The sequence below is a fragment of the Streptomyces sp. NPDC002306 genome (assembly GCF_053593435.1).
The window spans coordinates 18692-38885 of sequence record NZ_JBSFCK010000047.1; the positions used below are offsets into that span (position 1 = coordinate 18692).

The 20194-nt window shown below is 71.5% G+C and carries 16 protein-coding genes; 14 read left to right on the forward strand and 2 right to left on the reverse strand.

Features of this window, described 5'->3' with window-relative positions; genetic code table 11:
* Positions 1–57 precede the first annotated feature (57 nt).
* Positions 58–1497 carry a helix-turn-helix domain-containing protein gene (locus tag ACWCQK_RS37335; RefSeq protein ID WP_451162936.1) on the reverse strand — a complete coding sequence of 480 codons (1440 nt, stop codon included), beginning with the start codon at positions 1495–1497 and terminating at the stop codon, positions 58–60.
* 749 nt (positions 1498–2246) lie between these two features.
* On the opposite strand from ACWCQK_RS37335, the gene ACWCQK_RS37340 reads away from it, so the two are divergent.
* From ACWCQK_RS37340 to ACWCQK_RS37370, 7 genes are read left to right on the forward strand one after another with little or no spacing between them, the layout of a single operon-like run.
* Positions 2247–3197, forward strand: a complete 951-nt coding sequence (locus tag ACWCQK_RS37340; protein WP_451162938.1) for a conjugal transfer protein — start codon at positions 2247–2249, stop codon at positions 3195–3197.
* Positions 3198–3214: 17 nt separating this feature from the next.
* Positions 3215–3535, forward strand: coding sequence for a hypothetical protein (locus tag ACWCQK_RS37345; RefSeq protein WP_451162966.1), 321 nt, complete (start codon positions 3215–3217; stop codon positions 3533–3535).
* Positions 3532–4065 (forward strand): hypothetical protein, encoded by a 534-nt coding sequence (locus ACWCQK_RS37350; protein ID WP_451162940.1) that lies wholly within the window; start codon positions 3532–3534, stop codon positions 4063–4065. Before ACWCQK_RS37345 ends, ACWCQK_RS37350 begins: the two co-directional genes overlap by 4 nt.
* The gene (locus tag ACWCQK_RS37355; protein ID WP_451162942.1) at positions 4062–6731 is read left to right on the forward strand and encodes an ATP-binding protein; all 2670 of its coding nucleotides are present in this window, start codon (positions 4062–4064) and stop codon (positions 6729–6731) included. The genes ACWCQK_RS37350 and ACWCQK_RS37355 overlap by 4 nt, the downstream gene beginning before the upstream one ends.
* Positions 6728–7078, forward strand: coding sequence for a hypothetical protein (locus ACWCQK_RS37360; protein WP_451162944.1), 351 nt, complete (start codon positions 6728–6730; stop codon positions 7076–7078). The genes ACWCQK_RS37355 and ACWCQK_RS37360 overlap by 4 nt, the downstream gene beginning before the upstream one ends.
* A 1-nt stretch (position 7079) precedes the next feature.
* Entirely contained in the window at positions 7080–9863 is a 2784-nt protein-coding gene (locus ACWCQK_RS37365; RefSeq protein WP_451162946.1) for a hypothetical protein, read from the forward strand.
* Positions 9864–9904: 41 nt separating this feature from the next.
* Positions 9905–11011 carry a C40 family peptidase gene (locus tag ACWCQK_RS37370; protein ID WP_451162948.1) on the forward strand — a complete coding sequence of 369 codons (1107 nt, stop codon included), beginning with the start codon at positions 9905–9907 and terminating at the stop codon, positions 11009–11011.
* Between the two features lie 127 nt (positions 11012–11138).
* On the opposite strand, the gene ACWCQK_RS37375 is transcribed toward ACWCQK_RS37370, so the two are convergent.
* Positions 11139–11666 (reverse strand): SMI1/KNR4 family protein, encoded by a 528-nt coding sequence (locus tag ACWCQK_RS37375; protein WP_451162950.1) that lies wholly within the window; start codon positions 11664–11666, stop codon positions 11139–11141.
* Between the two features lie 212 nt (positions 11667–11878).
* On the opposite strand from ACWCQK_RS37375, the gene ACWCQK_RS37380 reads away from it, so the two are divergent.
* The 7 genes from ACWCQK_RS37380 to ACWCQK_RS37410 all read left to right on the forward strand — a co-directional run.
* Positions 11879–12541, forward strand: coding sequence for a hypothetical protein (locus ACWCQK_RS37380; RefSeq protein ID WP_451162952.1), 663 nt, complete (start codon positions 11879–11881; stop codon positions 12539–12541).
* Positions 12517–15144 (forward strand): ATP/GTP-binding protein, encoded by a 2628-nt coding sequence (locus ACWCQK_RS37385; protein ID WP_451162954.1) that lies wholly within the window; start codon positions 12517–12519, stop codon positions 15142–15144. Before ACWCQK_RS37380 ends, ACWCQK_RS37385 begins: the two co-directional genes overlap by 25 nt.
* Positions 15141–16106, forward strand: coding sequence for a replication-relaxation family protein (locus ACWCQK_RS37390; RefSeq protein WP_451162956.1), 966 nt, complete (start codon positions 15141–15143; stop codon positions 16104–16106). The genes ACWCQK_RS37385 and ACWCQK_RS37390 overlap by 4 nt, the downstream gene beginning before the upstream one ends.
* A gap of 419 nt (positions 16107–16525) precedes the next feature.
* Positions 16526–16678 carry a hypothetical protein gene (locus ACWCQK_RS37395; protein ID WP_451162958.1) on the forward strand — a complete coding sequence of 51 codons (153 nt, stop codon included), beginning with the start codon at positions 16526–16528 and terminating at the stop codon, positions 16676–16678.
* 165 nt (positions 16679–16843) lie between these two features.
* Positions 16844–17419 (forward strand): hypothetical protein, encoded by a 576-nt coding sequence (locus ACWCQK_RS37400; protein ID WP_451162960.1) that lies wholly within the window; start codon positions 16844–16846, stop codon positions 17417–17419.
* A gap of 8 nt (positions 17420–17427) precedes the next feature.
* Positions 17428–19932 carry a bacterial transcriptional activator domain-containing protein gene (locus ACWCQK_RS37405; RefSeq protein WP_451162962.1) on the forward strand — a complete coding sequence of 835 codons (2505 nt, stop codon included), beginning with the start codon at positions 17428–17430 and terminating at the stop codon, positions 19930–19932.
* 104 nt (positions 19933–20036) lie between these two features.
* On the forward strand, positions 20037–20194 hold a 158-nt coding region (locus ACWCQK_RS37410), incomplete at its 3' end, for a DUF2637 domain-containing protein (protein WP_451162968.1).

Genomic DNA, 20194 nt, shown 5'->3' on the forward strand with positions numbered 1-20194 from the left:
GGTGGGGTGTCGAGGGGGCGCCGACTGCTGTGGGGGCCGCCGCCGACGCGCGGGCTGTCACGGGGCGTGTCCTTGGGGCTGGCCGCTCAGGGCGGAGGCGCATGTCGTGCAGCGGCCGTCGCTGTCGGGGTGGGCCCGTCTGCGGGTCGGGCCGGGGCAGGTGCGGCAGGGCGGCCAGCCGAGGCAGGCTGGACAGAGGTCTTCGCCGGGGGCGGTAGCGGGCACGCCGCAGCCGGCGCATTCGACGAGGGCTCGGTAGGCAAGAGCTGCGGTGACCGTGCGGGCTGCCGCAGCGGTCGTAGAGCGTGGCAAGGGTGACGGTTCGGCCGCCGGCAGGTGGTCTTTGACGGTGGTGGGTGGCGGGTAGGCCTGTGCTGCCCGGAGCCGGGCGGCGACGATCGCACCCACACTGGTGCGCACCGGGTGGGGAAGGGGACGGCCGGTGATGACGTGGCGCAGCTGCTCGTTGCTCCAGCCGGCCTCCATCATCACGGTCGCAACGCGGCCCTGATCGGTGAGCGCCTTCCCGGTCAGCAGGAGGTCGGGGCGGCCGGCTCCGATCTCGAGCAGTAGCCGGATGCCTGGATGCATCTCGTCTGCCGGGAAAGCGGGCCGGGTGGGGGCTGGTGCATCGGGTTGGTCGCTGCCCTCCGGTGTGGTGCCCCCTGCGTGGTCGCACGGACGGATGGGGGTGGTGTTCTGCTTGTTGGTCTTCTTAACGGTGGTGTTCTTAGCGGGGCGGTGAGCCGACGTCGGGTCACCCACTGGTGGAAATCCCGACAGCGGTTGTGACCTGCTGCCTTTCGCGGCGGGGAGGTCGGTGATGAGGTATGCCGTCGCGCCGAGCGTTCCGTCGGAATGGCGCTCGCGTTCCCGGGTCAGGAAGCCGTGCTTCTCCAGCTCCCGCAGGCCGCTCTTGACGGCTGCTTCGCCGTCGCAGCTGCGGCGCGCCAGGTCTGCCACGCTCATGCGCCAGCCGTCCCGGTGCGTGCTGATGAGTCCGAACAAGCCCTTGGCTTTGAGCGACAACCGAGGATCGCGGAAGAGGTCATTGGCGATCTGCGTGAACTGGTCGGCGGCCATCACCCCTCGCCGCACCCCCGCCTCGCCACGGGGCACCGCTTCGCCCGGTGCAGTGGCGCCGGCAGGCTTGTCCTTGGTGGATGTCGGCACGGCGTCGAGGGGGGCGGGGTGGTCCGTGATCGAGTAGACGATCTCGCCGAGTGTTCCGTCGCTGTGTCTGAGTTGTTCGCGGATGAGGTAGCTGTGGCGCTGTAGTTCGCTCAGGGCGGCGCGCACGGCGTCGCGCCCGTCTGGTCCGGCGCGCACGAGGTCGGCAACGGTGACGTGCCAGCCGGCGCGGTGGGTGCTGATGAAGCCGAAGATCCCCTTCGCTTTGAATGTCAGCCGAGAGTCGCGGAAGAATCCGTTGGCGATCTGCGTGAACTGGTCCGCCGCCATCACTCCACGGCGGACTCCCGCCCCGAAGCGGCTCATCTCCGATCCCAAGGTGCTGTGATCGCGTAATTGTTGAGGCTTTCGAGGGGGCGGGCAGGCGCGAGATGCCCGAGGTGACGGCGTGAGGTGAGGCGGGCGGGATCCATTCCCTCAGCTCAGCCGCCGACCACGACCAGGAGGCCGACCAGCAGCCCCGACCACCGGTCACGATCGGGCAACATGCGCACCCGGCAGCCATGGTCGGACCCGTGGTCGGTCCGACCATGGCCGTCCCCGCAGGCCCGGGATGGATGGGCAATCCTCATTGCGGGATCGGCCGACTGCGCGTTGCGCAGGTGGCTGTGCAATGCATCCGAACCTGCGTAACTGGACGAGTGCGCAGGCACGTCCGACTGTGCAGGCGCCTGTGCAAGAGGGCTGCGGTGCTGCGCAATCGGGTGCACAGTCGTGGTCTCAGTGGGCGCCGTGGACTTGCGCATGTCGTGCGCAGCCTGGCTGGCTGGCTGGCTGGCTGGCTGGCTGCAGCGCGGCCTGCCCATTCGCCGCGGGCGTGCCGATCCTTCGCGTGGTCGAGCCTTGTCTGTCCGGCGCCTGGTCCGTCCCCCTCACGACGGTGGGGCTGGTTCATGGGCCGTGGTGGGGTTCATGGTCGGCCCGACCATGAGACCGACCACGGGATTTGTGTCCTCATCGTGACCTTGGTCGGGCCTTCGTGGTCGGTGGTTCGGTTGGGGGCGGCCGATGTCCTCAGCGTCAGCAACCACCCACACTGACCTGGGAGTTCGATCATGCGCCCCAATCAGGCCCGCGAGGGCGAGGCGGCCGCTGCGATGGCTGCAGGCGTCGGGCTGGACAGAATGAGGCGCCGCGTGCGCCTGTCCCGGCTGGCCGTGTTCACCGCCATCGCAGCCGGCCCCGTCGCTCTCGGCGTCGCCGTGCTGTCCAGCCCGGCCACGGTGGCCGCCGCTCCCTCCAGCACACCCACCCCAGTGCGCACGACGGCCGTGGCGACCGACCCGGCCGGCTATGCGCAACTGTTCATTGGTGCCTGGCTGCGCAGCAGCGCGAACGATGCGACGAGTGCGCAGGCGCGGCTTGCGCAGTCGATGGCGCCGGATGTCGAACTGCCCGACCCGGTTGCGGATGCGCAGTCGGGGCTGGTGTCGGTGATAGCGGTGCGCAGTGTGCAGCACGAGGGTGCGTGGTCGGTGACGGTGGCCGCGCAATACGCCGACGCACCTGCGCGTTACTTCGTCGTCCCGGTGACCGCCACCGTTTCGGGGGACTCCGTCACGGTAACGGGCGCACCGGGGATGGTGGCCGGCCCGATGCGTGCTGACGCTGCGGCGTCGTCGTTCTCGGTGGCGGTGCCGTCCGACGGTGATCTGCATTCCGCGGTCGTGGAGTTCCTGTCCGCGTATCTGACGGGGGCCGGCGAGGTGGACCGTTATGTCGCGCCCGGGGTCCAGATGGCGCCGGTCTCCCCTGCCCCGTATGCCTCGGTCACGGTGCAGGAGGCGTGGGGATCCGAGGAGGCGGTGGCCGCAGAGCGGGTGCCGGCCGACGGCGTCACGGTTCACGTGGCGGTGCGGGTCGAGGCTCGGGATGCGGACGGGCGGTGGCCGCTGGGATACGAACTGGTGCTCAGGGGCCGCTCGGGTCGGTGGGATGTGGCCGGGCTGGAGTCCGGGTCGGGGGCCGCCCGGGATGGGGTCGTCCGGGAGGGGGATGCCCGGTGAGTACCGTGTACGGCTTGATGCTCGCCGGGCAGCTCGATGATCTCGGTGATTCGTGGATCGCCATGTTCAGGGACTGGGCGACGAAGGGCTTGCAGGCCGGTCTGGTCGTGCTCGTGGTCGTCATCATGATCCAGAAGTTCAGCCTGAAGGCGGGGATCGGCGCCCTGCTGCTGATGATCATCGCGTTGGGGTTGTACAACTCCCGCGAAGACCTGGCGCAGATGTTCGAGGACGAGGTCAAGAACCCCGCCCAGGGCGCAACTGCCGTCTCCGGCGTCATCCAGGGTCCTGCCCGGGGCGCGGACGGGCACTCTGCTGGTCCGGGAGGCCGGCTGTGAGCCAGGTGCGCGTGGGGCGGTTCTACACCGCGGCCCGCCGGCACCCCTGGGTGCTGGGCAAGGTCGGCGATTGGAAGATCCCCCTCGGCCCCTATACACCCGCGCAGATCGCGGTCGCTGTCGGCGGCGGCTTTCTTCTCGTCAAGACGATCAGCTGGTGGTCGTGGATGGGCCCGGTACCGATCGTCGCCTGGCTGCTGGCGGTCTGGGCGGTGCGCCGTCCGAAGATCAAGGGACGTGCCCCCATGCACGCCGCCCTGGGGTGGCTGCTGCTCGCGATACAGCCGCACGGCGGCCGGGTCGGCGGGCGGGCCGCCCGTGACCGTACTGCCCGCGCGCTGCTGGGTGGCTTCACCGTCGAAGGGGCTCTGCCGGCTGCTGCCAGTGCGGCTGTGCCGTGCCCGATAATGCGGCCCGGTCCCGGGCGGACGTCCGGCTTCGCCCCGCTCCGACATCCGGCGTCGCTACGGCCGATGTCGGGTGTGCAGCAGCTGCTCGACCGGGCCGTTCAGGGCGGGGGTGTGCGGTGAGGGTGCCGATCCGTCACATCGCCGGACATCTCGCCTGGTCGACGCACGGCAGCGTGTGGGCCGTCTACCGCCTGCATCCCGGACCCGGCGCTGACGGCCGTCGTGAGGAGACGGTGCAGGGCGCGTATGTGCCGGGCGTGGTCCGTGACGAGCAGTTGGCAAAGGTGACGCACCTGGTCCGGTCTCTTTCCGGGGCGCCGCGGCTGTTCGGGCTGTGCGCGCAGGTCGACCCGGGTGAGATCGCCCTGCGCATGATCGAGGGCATCGAACCCGGCGCATTCTCGGCCGACAGCGTGCATCCGTGGGTGGAGAGCGTGGAAGCCGCCTTGGATCTGCTGACTGATCAGGAGATGCACCGTCGCGTCCTGTGGCTGGCCGTGCCGCTGGACCGCCCCGCGGTCGGCGGCCAATTCACCGCGTCGCTTGGCGCAGTGTGGGCGGACATGGCGCCGATGCTAGGCATGCGAGCTGCTCCTGTTCCCCGGCGTGATGTGAGCGCCTTCCTCGAGCAGGCATCCCGGGTGGAGGCCGCGCTCGGCGGCGGTATCGCCTTCCGCCCGGCCCGGCCGGCGGAGATCGTGTGGATGATCCAGCACGCTCTGCACCGCGGCCAGTCGGAGCCGCTGCTCACCGAGGCCGAGACGAGTGACTTGTTCGGCGGGCAGGTCCGCAAAGGTGTCCTGCACTCCCCCAGTTACGCGGACCTGGGGCAGTTCCGTCTGCAGGAAGGCGGGATAGATCCCGCGGTCGACGACACGGACGAGCTGGCCGGCGCGGACCGGATCGCGCGTTCCGGCCGGTCCGCCTGGTGGCGGCTGAAGGCCTCGTCACCGCTTCGGCGGCGGTGGCTTCAGGTGGAATCTGACACCGGGGTCGGCTATCAGGCGCAGTTGGCGCTGGCCGAGTGCCCGACTGCGGTCGGCCAAGGCGCCGCCGACCTGTTTGCGCAGCTGGAGACGCTGGACTTTCCCGTCGACTACACGGTCGACCTGACGCTGGTGCCGGCGGAGAAGGCCCGTGAGCAGGTGCGGCGCAAGAAGACCGAGCTGATCGACCAGGCTGATCAGTACGATGCCCGCCCCACCGGTATGCCTGGCTCGCTGACCGATGCCGCCCGTGACCTGGGCGAGCTCGACGCCCGACTCTCGCGTACCTCGGTCGAGGTGGAGGTGCAGTCCGTCACCGTGCTGACGGTGTGGGGGCCGAGCGCCGCCGTGTGCGACGCTCGTGCCCGGGCGCTGGCGGCGCTGCTGGGCGGCGCGGACTACCGGGCGGTGCGCCCGGCCGGCCTGCAGGAGGCCCTGTTCACCCTGGGACTGCCCGGGACCGTCCGCCCTGGCGTGGCGCGGGAGTTCACCCAGCACCAGGTCTCTGAGGACTGGGCGTTGGGCGGCGCCTTCACAGCTGCCGAGGTCGGCGACCCCCACGGCATGTTTCTCGGTATCGACCTGGACTGCGGCACCACCCGGCCCGTGACCATCAACGTGGCGGACGCGCCCAAGCAGGACGCTTCGGCTTCGGTGGGGATCGTCGGCGATCTCGGCGCGGGCAAGAGCGTGCTGCAGAAGCTGATAGCGGAGGCGGTATGGGCGCGCGGCGGATGCGCGATCTGCATTGACCGCACCCCGGTACGGGAGTGGGCCACCTTCGCTCGCACTGCGGCTGCCGGACGGTGTCAGATCATCGACGCCGCGCAGGCCGAGGTGTCCATCGACCCGCTGCGGATGTTCGACGGACCCGAGGGCCGCCATTACGCCCTGTCGTACCTGACGCTCCAGCTCGGCATCGGCCCGATGAGTACGAGCGGGGAGGTCCTGCACCATGCCGTGGAGCAGGCCGCGGCCAGTGACGTGCCGTCCATGCACCGGGTCCTTGAGGTCCTTGACGAGATGGCCCGGGCGGGCGCCGGGAAGCGTCAGGACGCCGCCGCCACCCTGGTGGGACTGCTGCGGGTAGTGGCCACGAACCCGCTCGCGGCCATGGTGTTCGACCCCGCTCTGCCGTCGGTGCGGCTGGATGCATCCGATGCCTCCGACATGATCGTGATCACGACGACCGGTCTGAAGCTGCCGCCCAAGACGGCGTTCGACAAGCCTGAAGTGCTGCACCAGCAGCCCCTGGAGGCTTTGATCGGGCGGGCCGTGCTCTATCTGATCGCCGCGATCGCCCGGCAGACCGCGTTCGAGGATCCCGAGCGTTTCACCGCCGTGGTGCTGGACGAGCTGTACTGGCTCACCAGCTCCGCCGAGGGCACCGCCCTGGTGCACGAGATCCTCCACGACGGCCGTAAGCACGGAGCCGGTCTCATCGCCGGCTCGCACGACGCCGAGGAACTCGGCCCCGACCGCGGGCTGATGGCCTACCGGGCGCTGGCCCGCACCGCGGACCGCGAACGTGCCCGCCGTGGGCTGGAGTTCGTCGGCCTCGACCCCACCGACCCTGATCTGCTGCGGCTGGTGACGACCGGGCTGTCTCCGGTCGGGCAGCGCGGTCGCGAAGGCGAGTTCCTTCTCACCTGTCCGCGGCAGAACACCGGCCGGATCAAGGTGGTCATCCCCCGTATCGCGCGGGTCTCCTCCTCCATCATCACGACCCCAGGCCGCAGCACGATGTCCGCGCCACTCACCGACGTAGCTGTGACTCACCGTCCGGAGGGTCTTCGATGACGTCTTTCGCACCCGGCCGTTCCCGGCTCCTGGCCGCCGTCGGCGCCCTCGCAGTGATCGCCGTCGCCGCCTGCGTCCTCGTCCTGGCCCTCAAGGTGAGCCTGCCGCAGGCATGGTGGCCGCACACCGGGCAGGCCTTCACCGCCGGCGCCCCGTCCCGCGACGACGACCGCTGCGCACGGATATCCGGCCCTGCCAGGAAGTACTGCGAGCGCGGCACCGTGTACACCGCTTCCGCCGGGCATGACGGCGCCACTGCCGGTCTCTGGCGGCTGGTGCCTGTCGGCGCAGGTCTGGCGGCTCTGGTGCTGTGGCGGCGCCGTGGCACCGGGCGGAGGCAGGGCTGAGATGGTGCGCCCAGAGCGTGGCACGCTGCGTGCGGCCGGCTTCGTCCTGCTGCTCGCCGGTGTGTTCGTCATGGTCAACTCCCAGGTCGTCTACGCGGCGAGCACGGCCAGTGAGAGCGGGGACTTGCTGTCGCCGTTGGACATCACCTCGTCCGAGGGGGTGCCGATCGCCGGCTATGAGCTGAATGCCGACGGCGGTTCCATCGTCGCCTTCCGCTCCCAGGCCCTCGCCTTCGCCCTGTCCGGACTGTTCACTCTGATCCGGATGCTGGTCGGGCTCGCGGGGTGGGCGATCGAGCTTGCTTTCCGGTTCCCGCTGCTGAAGGTGCTTGCCGCTCCGGCGCAGAAGGTCGCCGGTGTCTACACCACGCTGGTCGTGGACACGCTGGGGTTGAAGGGGCTGCTGCTGGCGTGGGCGTTCGTGTTCGCCGCGTTCATGATCGTGCGTGGTCGTGTCGGCCGTGGTCTGGGTGAGATCTTCTTGACGCTGCTGATTGCGGCGTTCGCCGCGTCGGCGTTCGTGCGGCCCGACTATCTGCTGGCGCAGGACGGGCCGTTGGGGCAGTCTCAGCAGGTCGGTGCTGCGGTCGCGCAGGAGTCCGTGAACGCCTACGACTGGGGTGGCAAGCTCGCCAGCGAGGGACCGTGCGACGGTCTGGCCGGCATGCAGGAGGTCAGGTGCCTGCAGGAGGCTGGCGCAGGGCCGGTTGCGGCGGCGGAGGTGGCGCGTCCGGTCCAGGATTCGATCACCAATGCGCTGATCGTGAAGCCGTACATGCTGCTGCAGTACGGGCGCATCCTCGACCCCGCCAAGGAGTCGGACCGCAGAGCGTATGCCGTGCATCTGAAGTGGGTTGTCGGCGGATACAAGGTGGGCGCGAGGGTCTCCGAGAAAGGCAAGGAGGTCTGCAGCAAGATCCACGGTCCGGCGAGGAAGTACTGCGAGCGCGGCTTCATCGAAGGCGTGCCCGGCAGTAGCGGCGGGGATGGTCTGCCGGAGCTCACGCCCGGCGGTGAGCTGCTGGACACTTCCAACGCGATCGTGACGGATGAGGACCGTGAGTTCGCGGCGTTCCTCGAGGACATGAAACGTGCCGGCCCTGTCGGCAAGTCCTGTGCGGCCTATGCCGAGAAGCCGACGTGGTGGCGGGTCGGCGGTGCCGGGCTGCTGCTGGTCGCTGCCTTGTTCGTGTGCGGGATGCTGCTGTCCAGCGCGATCGTGCTGCTGGGTACACAGGGCATCTGTGCGGCGGCCGCGGCGGCGGGCGGGATCACCTTTGTCGCCGGGATGCTGCCGGGGCCGGCGCGGCAGTCGGTGTGGAAGTGGCTGTCGCTGTGGGGGATCTCGGTGATGGCGCTGGTGGGGGTCTGCGCGTTCGTGCCGCTTTTCGGTATCGCTGTCGATGCGACCATCACTCACGGCCCGGACCTGGTGGTGGAGCGGATCCTGCTGATCGATGTCCTGGCGATCGCCGGGGCGGCCGGGCATCGCCGTCTGCTGACGGGGATCGCGTCTTTCGGTCGGCGTATGGCGATGCGGATGCGGTACGCCAAGGTCGGCGGCACTCATCTGCCCGGCGACAGCTCCGAGCTCGGTGCCGCCCTGGCCATGAACTCCCCCGCCGGCATGGGCGGATACGGCGGCGGGCTGCGTGCCTTCGCCGGCGGTGGGGGCGGCCGGTTCGGGCTGCTGGGTACCCGCCGGCGTCTGATGGGCGCTCTGGGCTCGCTGGCCGACGGTGCGGGGATGCCCGTCGACACCGGCCGGATCCTCGCTGACGCCACTGCCGAAGCCGGGCGGGGCATCGCTCCGCTCACGGCGGCGGCCGCTGTGGGCGGGCTGGGAGCCCGGCTGGGGGTGAAGGGCGCGCACTGGCTGCTGATCGGGCGGCGGCCGGACCGGGAGAAGCTGGCCAAGTGGCGCAAGCCGACCGCCGACGGCGGCCCCGACGCGAGCGGGCCGTCGGGCCGGCCGGGCGACGGTCCAGGCGGCGTTCCGGGCAGCGGCGGCAGCAACGCCCCGGGAGGCGGGCCGTTCGACGGTTCGCGTCAGCCTGGTGGTCCGCCCGACCGGTACCGCAACGAGGACGGCCAGATCGTCGACCGCCGCACGGGCCAGGTCCTGCACGACCAGCACGGTGACCGCACCCTGTTGTCGACCCGCGCCCACAACCGTCTCGTGCGGTTGCGCGGTTATCGCATCCTGCACCGCGGCGGCCGGGCCGCCTACGGCGCCACGGTCGGTCTTCCCGCCACCATCCGCCGGGGCCGCGAGGGTGGTTCGCGCTACTCCCAGGACGCCCGCCGGCAGGTACAGGTGTGGGGCAATACCGTCCGCGAGGACCGTCAGGCGTGGGCGGACGCGGGACGGCGCACCGCTCAAGCCCGTGGCCGCCGCCTGCCGACTGCCCCGGGCCCTGCACCTTCCCCGCGCCCGGCGCCGCCGGCATCACCTGCGGACCCCGCCACAGGCGGCCCGGGGCCGGCCGCCATGCGGCCGAGCTCGCCGAGGGCTCCGGCCGGAGCAGGCAGCACGCAAACGGGCGCCCCGCCACCCCCGACCCGGCGCGCAGGAAGGGGCAGCGCAGCCCCGGCAAGTCCGGCGTCCAGCACGGCTGGATCCGCTCTTCCCGGCGCGGGCAGTGCCGGAGGCCGGGCGCGTGAGGAGGCGCGGCGGCGGATGCAGGAGTTGCTGGAGCGCACCGCGCCCGAGGCTGAGCGGCTGCGCCAGGAGCGCAGTCGGCGCCATCGGCGGGAGCCGTCTGAGGACGGTGAGGGCGAGTGAGTCGGGTGCGGCGCCGTCTGGGGCGGTGGGGGTGTGTGGGCGTGGTGTTGTTGTTCAGCGCGGTGTGCTGCGCGGCGCCGGTGTCGAACGCGATCAGCGCGTATGTCGCGTTGCCGACGGGTGCACGCAACAACGGTCCGGTGGCCGGGGACGGCACGGCTGCAGGCATCCCGCCGCGGATGCTGACCGCTTACAAGAAGGCGTCCGCGCAGGCCGGCAGCCGTGTGCTGGCGTGCCGGGGCATGCGCTGGCCGGTCCTGGCCGGGATCGCCAAAGTCGAGTCCAACCATGCCCTGGGTCACACCATCGCCGGCAACGGCGACATACGCCCGAAGATCTACGGTGTACTCCTCAACGGCTCCGGTACTGGAGGCAACACCACCACGTTCCCCGACACCGACGGCGGCCGGTGGGACGGCACGGCTGCCGGTGAGCGTGCGGTGGGCCCCTTCCAGTTCCTGCCGTCCACATGGAGGGGCGTCGGCCAGGACGCCAACGGTGACAGGTCGGCTGATCCGCACAACGCCGACGACGCGGCGCTCGGGGCCGCCGTCTACCTGTGCGGCAACGGACGGAACCTGGCCCGGCGCGACCAGCTCAAGGCCGCGATCTGGCAGTACAACCACTCCAGCGCGTACGTCACGAACGTGCTGGGCTGGATCGACCAGTACACAGCAGCCGCCGCCAACCCGGACCTGAACCACGGGAGCGGGAAGGTGCGCGCCGTCATCGACGCTGCCCTCGCTCAAAAAGGCGTGCCCTACTCCTGGGGCGGGGGCAACGCCGCGGGCCCGTCGTACGGCATCTGCTGCACGCCGAGCGGCAGGAGCGGCACCGACGTCAGGGGTTTCGACTGCTCGGGGCTGACCCTCTACGCCTACGCCCGGGCCGGCATCCGGCTTCCCCGCACTGCGGCCGCCCAGGCGGGAGCCGGACAGCGGATCCCCGCCGGCCGCGGCACCGGCGCGCTCAGGCCCGGCGACCTCGTCTTCTACGCCTACGTGCCCGGCCGCGACTCGACGATCTACCACGTCGGGATCTATCTCGGCAGCGGCCGGATGATCAACGCGCCCCGGCCCGGGGCGGCCGTACGGCTGGACGCAGTCAACGCCATGTCCGGATTCGCGGGAGGAGCCCGCCTGTTATGACGCCCATGCTCTGCAACGTCCGCCGGCAGGAGGCAGTGTCCACGTGATGTGTCGCCACCGTGTCAGCCTGCACGCAGAGCTGCGTGCAGGTTCGGTCTCGCCGGTGTGGTTCGGGCTTCGTCCTGGCTCAGCGGCAGAGCTCCATGATCGTGTCGTCGAAGTCCGCGAACTCCTGGGCTGCCTGCTCGATCACGGCTGCGGCCGGCTGCTGCCGGTCGGGGGCGAATCGCCTCGCGACGGCGGCGAATGCCTCATGGGGCTGCGGGGTCCGGTCGGGCTCGTAGTCGGTGGCAGCCTCCTGGGGGCCGAAGCCGTCGGCGAGCAGCCACAGGAAGTCACCGAGGCTTCGGGCCACGACGCCGGTTTCGCCCTCGGAGCCGAGGAAGACGACCGGCTGCTGGTCGAGCGGCTGGTCGGGGCGCACCAGCCAGAGGGCCGCATATCCTCCGGTGCCGTCCTGGCCGAACACGCGGAAGGCGTCGCCGCTCAGCTGTGGATTGCCGGTCCAGGACTGGAACCAGTCAGTGGTGTCCTCAGCGGTGAGGAAGGCCGGGAACGGTTCGAAGTCGACGCCGTCGCCTTCGTCGTAATCGAAAGGAATCGCAAGGGCGGCGGCGAGCGCGGCAGGAAACTGTCGGTCATCAGTAAATGGCACGCCGACAGACTAATGACCACCGCTGACACCGGATCGCGGGCGCCCGAAGCAACCGTGATCGGCCCGGCCCTGTCGAAGGCACTGCGCCAGCGTGCCCGACCGTGCAGCCGGCCCTCGCCGCGCGCATCGCGGACGGCGGCGGATCAGACCGGCGACGGCGTTGCCACCCTGCCTGGCCAACTGCCCGTAGCAGCGGGTCACAAGGCGGGCCGATGACACGCGCGGACGGGACCGGCAGGTCCCCCCGGCCGTGGCGTCTGCTGCTGCTCACCACCGTGATCCTCACAGCTGCAGGAGTCGTCCTGCTGGTGCCGGACCGGGGCATGCGCCCGCAGCAGACACCCTCGGCAGCGATGTCGCCGACCGTCGGCACGTCGCTTCCCGCACCCCCGCTGTCCGCCATGCCCGTGTCCACGAGAGCACCCCACAGCGCCACGGCACCTGCGACTGCGACTGCGACCGGAGCATCGCAGCTGCCTCCACAGGGGGAGAACGCTGCGGGCGATGCCGTCATCCAGACGGCGCTGGAAGCCGCGTGGCCCGCCGATCTTCCTGCGCACGACGAGGTTCAGCTGCTCGCGGCCGGGCGGGACCTGTTGCGGGCCGACGCCACCGGGTTCGGCCGCGGCCGATGGCCGGGCGTCTTCGCTTCCGCCGGGCAGGTGCTGGCCCCTGCGTTCGGCAGCGGCCGCTTCCGGGTCCAGGCGGCGATCGCCCGCCGTGACGGCGGCCCGGACCGGGCGGTGGTGCATCTGGTGTGGGCGGGTGCTGACCGTGGCGGCACCTTCACCGACGGCCGTATCGCCGACTGGCACTTCACCCGCATCACCTCGCAGAAGGGAGTCACCTCGTGGCGAGCGCGGTCCCGTATCTGAGCGGCCAGTCCGTGTCGTGGGCATCCGGCGCCGTACCCGGTCTGGTCAGCGGCCTCGTGCACGCGGTGGGCTGGATCGTCGCCTGCTGGTATGTGCCCGCTGCGGCCGTGGTCGTCGTCTGGGCCGTCTGCGAGGCGGTGGTGCGTCGTCTGGCACGCAAGGCGTCGGCCGAGCGGATGGCGCTGGAGCTGGTGCCGGCGCGGCACTTCGATCCCGCTCTGGAGGAGATCTTCCGGCGGGGTGTGCAGCTCGCCCGTGCCTCGACGAGCATGCCGTGGTGGGCCCCGCGCCGGTCGAAGGCGGTGCAGATCCGGTTGCGGGCGGACGGTTCGCGTCCTTTGCGCTACCGCGTCGAGGGTCCGGCCGGTGGTGAACGGCTGCTGTCGATCACGCCGTTCGGTCCGCACGTCACCGTGGACCGGGCCCGTCCGATCGTCGACAAGCCCCGTGATCATGTGGTGCGTGCGGAGTTCATCCTGCGGGGGAAGCTCACCTCTGCGCTGCGGGAGGTGCCGCTGGCTCCCGATCCGCTGCAGCCGCTGGTAGACGCGGTCTGCGACCTGCGGGCCGAGCTCGGGGATCTGGCGGAGATCCGGCTCGACATCCAGCGCGCCCCGAAGTGGACGCTGCGGGTGCGCCGTGTGCAGCTGATGAACGCCGCCCGCCGCGCGGAACAGCGCGAGGCCCAGCGTGCTACCAGCTGGCTGCGCCGGGACGCGGCCGGCACCGAGGACTCGCTGGCCTGGCAGCTGCAGCAGCTTCTCCGCGGCAACGATACGGCGGGCGGCGCGCGGCGGCTGGTCGTGCCGCCGGTGCCGCGCCGGGTGGATCCGGCCGAGGCGCTGGGCAAGCTCGCCGATGACGACCACCTCGTGCGTGTGCAGCTGCTGGTGATGTGCGCCTCCAACGTGGAGGGCCGCGCGCAGGCGCGGCTCGGCCAACTGCAGGCCGCGTTCGATGTGTTCGGCGGACGGGCGCGCTGGGCCATGCGCGGGTGGCGGGTCGGGCCGTGGCGGCTGGGCGCGGACCGCTGGCCCAGCAGGCAGGGTTTCGAGCGGCGGTGGGCGCTGGGGCACTGTCAGCCGCCCCGGGCGAACTGGGTCCGCCTGGAGGAGCTGACGGGTCTGCTCAAGCCGCCGACGGTGCACTGCCGGCTGCCGCTGCTCGCCGCCGATCTTCCGAGTTTCGCCTTCGGTGACCCTGAGTTGCTGCTGCAGGGCATCTACCGTGCCCCGGACGGGCACAGGCGCCTGGTCGCCACCTTTGCGAGGGAGACCCTGTTCGAAGTCGGTGTGGGCAAAGCCGGCGGCGGTAAGACCGAGCGGGCGCTGGCGCAGGCGATCGGCTGGGCCCATGCCGGCGGCGGCCTCATGTTTGTGGATCCGCACCGCGACTCCTGGCCGCGCGCCGTGCCGTTCCTGGCCCATGACGCGCTGATGGAGCGGATCGCGCTCATCGATCTGAACGCGAGCGGTCCTGCTGCGCAGGTCAGTTCATGGAATCCGATCGGCATGCATCAGGGACAGAGTGCCCATGAGGTCGTCGAGGCGGTCACCGACGCCTACGCGGCGGCGCTCGGCTGGGATGACGCCGGCGCGCCGCGCGCCCTGACGGTCCTCACCGCGTGCCTGGCTGTTCTCGTCGCGGTCAACGAGGCCGCCTGTCAGGCCGGACGGCCCGACGGGCAGGCCACCGTGTTCCAGGTGCGGCCGCTGCTCACCGATCCTGCTTTTCGTGCCGCAGCTCTCACCGCGGTGCAGGGGCAGCTGAGTGAGGAGACCCATGCGTGGTGGCAGAGCGTGTTCCCGGCCCTGCCTGCGGACGCGTTCACCGTCGTCCTCAACCCCCTCGCGCGCCTGGCAGCCAATCCCGTCACCCGCGCGTTCCTCGGCCAGCCGGCCGGCACGTACAACATCCGTGCCGCCATGGACAACCGGATGATCGTGTGGGTGTGTCCGGGCGGCAGCGGGCCCACCGACCGGCTGGTCACCGCGCTGCTCGCGCGGGATCTGCTGCGTGCTGTGCGCTCGCGGCGGGACACCCCCGAAGAGCGGCGGGTGCCGTTTCGTGCGTACTTCGACGAGCTGATCACGCTGACCGGGGCGGCGCCCGAGACGATCGCGGCGATGTTCGAGGACTTCCGTAAGTACCGGGTCCACGTCCACGGCATGACCCAGCTCCTGGCCCGTCTGCCCGCTGCGGTGCGGCTGTCGCTGGTGCAGAACGCCTCCACGCTCGCCACCACCGCGGGCTCGCAGTCCGCTGTCGCGCCCGTCACCGCCGAATGGGGCGACAGTCCCGGCCCCGCTCTGGTGGCGGCGCTGGACCGGTTCGAGCACTACGTGTCCCTCACCGTCGGCGGGCGGCGGATCGGCCCCGTCCGCCTGACCGGCCCGCATCTTGACGACGTGTTCGCCAGCCTCGCCCGTCCCCGGCACGCGGCGGCCCTCGAACGCTCCGCCCGTGCGCTGGCCGGCGCGGCGCCCCTGGACCAGCTCGCCCTGCGCGCCGACGGCCAGCTCGGCCGGGTCAGCGCCTTCCTCGCCCAGCACCTGCCTGCCACCTCCGCGGCCGTGCAGCTGCAGATGGAGGACTACCAATGACCGTCATCCCCCCACCCTCTCCGGGCCGCCCGGCCGCCAGCGACACCGCTGCCTACGGCCGGGGCGACGTACTGCCCGGGCACACGCCGCGCTCGGTCGAGCCGCTGGCGCACCAGCTGCTGGCCGCGCTCGCCCAGCACCGCATGGCCACCGCCGGGCAGCTGCGCTGCCTGCTGCGCCCGCACGCGTCCCGGCAGGCGATATCGCAGCCGCTGAACAGGCTGCGCGGCCAGGGCCTGGTCCACTACACGGTGCTGCCCGGCTCGCACCGCACCCGCGCCTGGTATCTCAGCGGCGAAGGGGCCCATCTGATGCGGGATATGCCGGCATTGCGCGGCCGGCCGCCGTATCCGGTCACCTCCGCCACGGCTGCTTCGCTGAAGACCGCGCACACGCTCACGGTGCTGCGCGCCCACTTGGCCTTCGTCACCGATGCCCGCCGTCGCGGGGATGAGCACGGCCCTCTCGACTGGAGCCCCGAGGTCAGCCACGCTCTGGGGGACAGGGAGCGCCTCACTGCTGATGCGGTGCTGTACTACACGCTCAGCGGGCCCGATCGGCGCACCAAGCTGCGGGCGTTCGTCGAGGTCGACCGTACGACGATGAGCAGTGAGCGTCTTGCGATGAAGCTCATCGACTATGCGCGGCTGTGGACGTACCGGCCGCAGCCTGTCGGGCGCCGGTCCAGGACGGCTGTCGCAGCGGACGGTCCGGGGTGGCTGCGCTGGTATCCCGTCTTTCCCCGGGTCCTGTTCGTGCTGACCGGTGCTTCCCGGCGCAGTCTCGAGCAGCGCATGCACGATCTGCGGGCCATGACCGCCCAGCATCCCCATGTCGCTGCACTCGCGCGGGAGGTGCCTCTGGGCGCGGCCGTCCTGGACGATCTCGAGGATCGGGGGCCCACCGACGAGGTGTGGATGCCGCTGGCGGGCGGTGAACGCCGTTCCTGGACCGAACTGTGATGCGGCTTCGCTGCGTGCACGGGCCAGGGAACGGGGGCGTGCCGCGGGAGTGCGGGCGGCGGGCGCGGCGGTGCGGGCCGACGTATGAGGCGGGCGGTCAAGGTTCGCGCCCTGAGGGTGCGCGCATCGCCCGACGTTGCTTTCGGGGTGGCGGCGGCTCGCATTGCGCGCTTCGCGGCCGCGCAGGCAACCGGCTTTCCCTGTAGCGGAGTTGATGGGGCGCATAGTCCTGAGTATTTTCCCCCACCCTCTTGAGATTTGCTCTAGCGAAGCTTTACCGTTGCATCGTTCGTGTCCATCACCCCTTCAACATCCCCCATCCCAGGAAGAAGAGGACACGCTCCATGACTCACCATCTCGCAGACATTCGCACTACCGAAGATTCGGTGCGACCCGTGTGGCCGGCCGGCACAGGTGAAGTGACCCAGCACGGCGACGCCTGGGTGGCCACGGGCGCCGTCGACTTCACCCTCGCCGACGTCCACCTCGTGCGCCGTCACTTCCCCGGCCGCCACGTCACCCTCGACGGCAACGCCATCACCGTCTGGCCGCGCACCCGCCTCAGCCGATAACCCGGCCTGCGCACCGCCTTCCCGCAGGGCCCGCGGCCGCATGCACCCCGCACTCCCTGCCCAGCCCCTTTCCGGCACGCCCACGGCGGCGGCCGGCGCCGGCACCGATCTCGGCCTGTACGGCCGGCGCCACACACCGCTTCGCCCTCACAGAGAGGTTGCTTCATGAATTTCTCGCCCCACCAGGTGCCCGTCCCGCGCCGGGCCGTTCTCACGCTCGCAGCAACCCTGGCCATGGCAGCGTCCGGATGCTCGCCCAGCCACCCCGGTACGGACACCGTGGCCGCCACCTCCACCGCCGGCCCGCACGCCTCCCCAGCCGGCAAAGGCAGCAGACCCTCCCCGCCCTTAGCCGTCCTGGCCGGCCAGCACCGCCTGCGCCTCACCCTCACCTCGGCCCGGCGCCTGCCGCCCGGCGCACTCACCGTGCGCGGCACCCTCAAGAACACCGGGAGCTCGCTCGTCATCGTCCCCGCCGAACTGCGCGGCAACGAAACAGCCGTCCTGAAGAACGGGCCCTCCCTCGCCGGCGCCACCCTGGTGGACTTCACCGCAGGCAAGCGCTACTACGTCCTGCGCGACACCGACGCCCAACCACTGACCACCACCGGGCTCTCCCAGCTGAGGCCCGGCGAAAGCGTGCCCGTCTTCCTGCAATTCCCCGCACCGCCCGCCACCACCACCCACGTCGACTTCGAACTGCCCCTCTTCGACTCCGCGACCATCCCCCTGTCGAAGTGAGCACGATCATGACCCGCCTGCCGCCGCGCCGCGCGGCCTGGATGCTCCTTCTGCCCCTGCTCGCCGCACTGCCCGCAGCAGCCGGCCACACTCCCGCCGCGCCATGCGCGTGCACGCCCCGCCCGGCCGCCGGCCCCAGCGAGACGCTCGCCCTGCGCCCCGGCGCGAAGCTCGCAGCCCCGCGAATCCTCACCGTTGCCTCCCCCGCCCGCGGCCTGCGCCAAGCCCGCCAGGACCTCACCCCCGCTCCCGGACAGCAGTCCTCCGGCCCCGTCGGAACGGCGCGTCCGAGCACCAGTCCGACGGAGTCCTCCTCCCTCACAGCGCCGTCCGCCACCAGCGTCTTCCCGCCACAAGCGGCCGCACCGTCCGCCACACCCCACGCCTCCGACACGCCCCACGCCTCCGCCCGCCCTACACCCTCACCTGCAGCCCAGCCCTCCCCCGGCCCGCACTTCCTGCCCGTGTCCACGACGTTGGGCATCGGTGCACTGGCCGCCGCAGCCCTCACCGCGGCCCTGGCCGCCCGGCGCGCCCGCCGGACAAGACCTGCCGCCGACGCCCCGGCGTCCGCGCACACCACCCACACCGAAGCAGACTTCACCCGGCTGGAGCGAGCCCTGCACGCCCTCACTCGCGACGAAGACGGCAACCTGCCCGCCGTCCGCGCAGCGCTCCTCACCTCCCACACCGTCCGCCTCCTGCCCGACACCTCCCACACGCCGCCCCCACCGCCGTTCACCGACGATCCCGACGGCTGGTGGACCCTGCCTCACAGCACCGACCTGCCCGACGAGGCGGCCGCCCGTCAGCCGGAGGCGCCGTATCCGGCCCTGGTTACGATCGGCCACACCCCGTCCGGCGACCTGATGCTGCTCAACCTGGCCCGCACACCCGCCGTCCTGCTGGACGGCCAGCCGGACCACATCACCGAGGTGTGCACGTCCCTCGCCCTGGAACTCGCCATGAGCCCCTGGGCCGGGCGGAGCGAGATCGTCACCGTGGGCTTCGGCGAGGACCTGCCCCAGCTGCTGCCCGGCGCACGGATCACGCACCTGCGCAACGCCGCCCACGCGCGGCGCGATCTCAGCGAACGGCTGCTCGAAGCACACCAAATGCCCGGCACACCGCACCCGCCATATGTACTGCTGTGCACAAGCACCCTGGACGCGGGCACCGCACGCGAGCTCGCCGGCCTCATCGGCAAGACAGCCACGCTGCCCGTCACCCTCATCGCCCCGGCCCACGCGGCCACCCCTCACTTCCCTGAGGCGGACATCCTCGACGCCTCGCTCAGCGGGCCGCAGCCCCTGCACTCCACCGGCACCGACATCATCCTGCAGCGCCTGGACCAGGCCGACTTCCTCCAGATCACCACCGCACTCGCCGCAGCCGGCCAGGACACGGCCCAGGAACCGCAGTACGAAGGCCATGACGAAACCGGCCCCGCCGTGCAGCCCGAACCGCCGGCACAGTCCGGCCGGCGCACCGCGCAAGACACACTCCTGCCCGCCGATGTCTCGTCCGCAAGCGGGGACAGCGAGGTGTTCCCGGCCCTGCTGGCCGCCTCCAGCGATCCGGCGGCGCCCCGTCTGGTCGGACAGCGCGTGCCGCACGGCGCGCAGACGCCAGGCGCGGTGCCGTCCGGGAAGACTCCCGCCGCCGGCGCGCTCTACGCCCGCCCAGTCAGCGCCTCACCTTCGGCATCCGCGGCGTCCGAACGCACCGGGGACAAGGGTGAGGACGGCGCAGCAGACGCTCTGCACGCGCCGGAGATCCGGGTGCTGGGCCCGATCGAGGTGAGCGGTGTGCCCAGCACCGGGCATGGCCCGCGCATCGCCCAGCTCGCCGCTCTGCTCTACTTCCGTCCCGGCCGCAGCGCAGACGCCCTGTGCGCCGACATGGACCCGGCCAGCCCCTGGTCCCACACGACTCTCAACGCCCGCATCCACGGCCTGCGCCGCGCCCTGGGCAACGACAGAGCCGGCCGGCCCTACGTGCCGCGCCGCGCTGCAGGCGAGGACCCCTACCGCCTGGCGCCTGCCGTGCGCTGTGACTGGACCCGCTTCCTCCAGCTCATCGAAGAGGCCCTGCCGATGGGCCCGGCCGGGCTGCCCGGCCTCGAACGCGCGCTCGCCCTGGTGCGCGGACGTCCCTTCGGCGCTCATCCCTTGCCCTGGGCACAGCCCCACCAGCAGGAGATGATCACCCGGATCATCGACGTCGCCCGCACCGTCGCCGCCCACCGCACCGCGTCCGGCCCGAACCGTGACCTCACCCTGGCGCGTCAGGCCATCGCCACCGGACTCGACATCGACGACAGCGCCGAAATCCTCTACCGGGCGTGGATCCGGGTTGAAGACGCAGCCGGCAACCGGCCGGGCCTGCACACGGCCATCGCCCGTATCCAGCACATCGCCCAGACCCTCGACGTCCCGCTCCAGCCGGAGACCCAGCACCTCATCCAGCAACTGCTGCAGACCTCCGGACACGAACGGAACCCCCAACCGTGACCCCCGCGCACCCGCCCCCGCAGCCCACGCAGCCGGCACTCGGCAGCAGCACAGCGCGGGAAGGCCGTCATCGCCCACCCCACGCCCGCGCCGGCGGCGCACGCATGCAGCGCGCTCACCGGATCCTGACGGCCGTCATCACCGCCGCCACCCTCAGCGTCGCCGGTATCGGCTTCGCCGGTTCGTACGCGGCGGTCCGTGAGCTGGCGATCAAAAAGGGCTTCGGGGACTTCGCCTACGTCTTCCCGATCGGCATCGACGC

Coding starts and splice junctions, on each gene's coding strand:
- ACWCQK_RS37335 (WP_451162936.1), bottom strand. CDS start 1,497: ATGAGCCGCTTCGGGGCGGGAGTCCGCCGTGGAGTGATGGCGGCGGAC.
- ACWCQK_RS37340 (WP_451162938.1), top strand. CDS start 2,247: ATGCGCCCCAATCAGGCCCGCGAGGGCGAGGCGGCCGCTGCGATGGCT.
- ACWCQK_RS37345 (WP_451162966.1), top strand. CDS start 3,215: ATGCTCGCCGGGCAGCTCGATGATCTCGGTGATTCGTGGATCGCCATG.
- ACWCQK_RS37360 (WP_451162944.1), top strand. CDS start 6,728: ATGACGTCTTTCGCACCCGGCCGTTCCCGGCTCCTGGCCGCCGTCGGC.
- ACWCQK_RS37365 (WP_451162946.1), top strand. CDS start 7,080: ATGGTGCGCCCAGAGCGTGGCACGCTGCGTGCGGCCGGCTTCGTCCTG.
- ACWCQK_RS37380 (WP_451162952.1), top strand. CDS start 11,879: ATGACACGCGCGGACGGGACCGGCAGGTCCCCCCGGCCGTGGCGTCTG.
- ACWCQK_RS37390 (WP_451162956.1), top strand. CDS start 15,141: ATGACCGTCATCCCCCCACCCTCTCCGGGCCGCCCGGCCGCCAGCGAC.
- ACWCQK_RS37400 (WP_451162960.1), top strand. CDS start 16,844: ATGAATTTCTCGCCCCACCAGGTGCCCGTCCCGCGCCGGGCCGTTCTC.
- ACWCQK_RS37405 (WP_451162962.1), top strand. CDS start 17,428: ATGACCCGCCTGCCGCCGCGCCGCGCGGCCTGGATGCTCCTTCTGCCC.